This is a genomic window from Micromonospora parastrephiae, from assembly GCF_016802865.1.
Lineage (GTDB): Bacteria > Actinomycetota > Actinomycetes > Mycobacteriales > Micromonosporaceae > Micromonospora > Micromonospora parastrephiae.
Genome location: NZ_JAEVHM010000392.1, coordinates 1 through 1612, shown reverse-complemented (window position 1 = coordinate 1612; position 1612 = coordinate 1). Strand labels below are relative to the sequence as shown.

General features: G+C 76.7%; 2 pseudogenes. Both read right to left on the bottom strand.

The features are described from left to right. Positions 1–1158, bottom strand: a pseudogene (locus JNW91_RS31330) (ComEC/Rec2 family competence protein); the annotation flags it as partial. Next, positions 1155–1612 (bottom strand): annotated as a pseudogene (locus tag JNW91_RS31325) (helix-hairpin-helix domain-containing protein); the annotation flags it as partial. The pseudogenes JNW91_RS31325 and JNW91_RS31330, both read right to left, overlap by 4 nt.

Genomic DNA, 1612 nt, shown 5'->3' with positions numbered 1-1612 from the left:
CCTCGCCGGCGCAGCCGTCCCGCCAGCGCGCGGCGAGCAGCAGCAGGCCACCGGTGGCCAGCACGGAGAGCGCGAACCCGGGATCGCCGGCCAGCTCCGGATCGGCCAGCACCAGCACGGTGATCGCGGCGGCCAGCGCGGGCAGCGCGCCCGGGGACGACCGGCGGCCAGCGCGGCGAGCCCGATCGTCCCCATCGTGGCGGCTCGCACGACACTCGGCGACGGGCGGACCAGGATGACGAAGCCGACCAGCGCCACCCCGCAGAGCCCGGCGGCGAGCCACGGGCCGGCCCGCGCCCAGCGGGCCAGCAGCAGCACGGCACCCACCACGATGGCGACGTTGGAGCCGGAGACGGCGTTCAGATGTGTCATTCCGGTGGCCTGGAAGTCGTCCTCGACGGCGGGCGGCAACCGGCTGGTGTCCCCCACGACGAGCCCGGGCAGCAGCCCGCCCGGATCGTCGGGGAGCGGCGCGCAGGCCCGTTGCAGGCCGGCGCGGAGCGTCCCGGCGGCCCGCTGCGCCCAGGACGACACCCCGTGTCGCTCGGGCGGGCCGTTGGTGCTGAGCACCGCTCCGGTCAGGTCACCGCCGCGTGGAACGTCGAGGCGTCCCTCGGCGGTGAGGCGCTGCCCGGGGAGCAGCCCTCCCCAGGCCGGGTCGGTGGCCAGGACCAGCAGCTGCACCGACGCACTGACCCGTCGGCCGTCCGGGCCGGTGAGCCGAACCAGTTCCGTCGCCACCAGCAGCATGCCCGGCCGCCCGGCGCTCCGGATCGGACGTGGATCGTCCCGAACCACGAGGTCGACGCTGACCGGAGCGCGCTGTTCGGCCAGGGCACGAATCGGCGGCGCGTCCCGGACGGCGAGCCGGGCTGCGGTGGCCGCCCCTGCGCAGACCACGCCGAGGCCGACCGCGACGGCGATCCAGCCGTACCGGCGGGCGACGGACGGGGGTTGGCCGAGGCGACCGGTCAGGTGCAGGGCGCCGAATGTGGTCAGGACGGCCGCCGTCCCGGCCGCCAGCAGGAGCGAGCGGCTGCCGGCGTGCAGGCCGGCGAGCGCTGTGAGCCAGACGGCCACGGCCAGCCCGGCCAGTCGCAGGTCCGGCACTGCGGGCCGAGCTTGCCCGGCAGGCGGTGGTACGGCGGACCTGCTCACACCGTCACCAGGTCCTTGAGCTGCTCGTAGCGGGCATCCCCGATCCCGTCGACCTGGCGCAGGTCGCCGACGGCCTTGAAGCCGCCGTGCTGCTCGCGGTGGGTGAGGATGCGCTGGGCGAGCACCGGCCCGACCCCGGGCAACGCGTCGAGCTGGGCGAGGGTGGCGGTGTTGAGGTTCAGCGGCCCGGCTGCGGGTGGTGGCCCGCCCGCAGCCGGGCCTGCCGCACCGCCCGGCATCGGTGGCGGCGTCACCCCGACGACGATCAGCTCGCCGTCGGTGACCTTCCGGGCGGGGTTGAGCAGCGCCACGTCGACGCCGGGCAGCGCGCCGCCGGCCGCCTGCACCGCGTCGGCCAGCCGCGACCCGGTCGCAGCCCGCACCAACCGGGCTTGCGGACCTTGCCCGCGACCGCAACCACCAGCTCACCCGCGCTGGACGCACCGGGGTCACC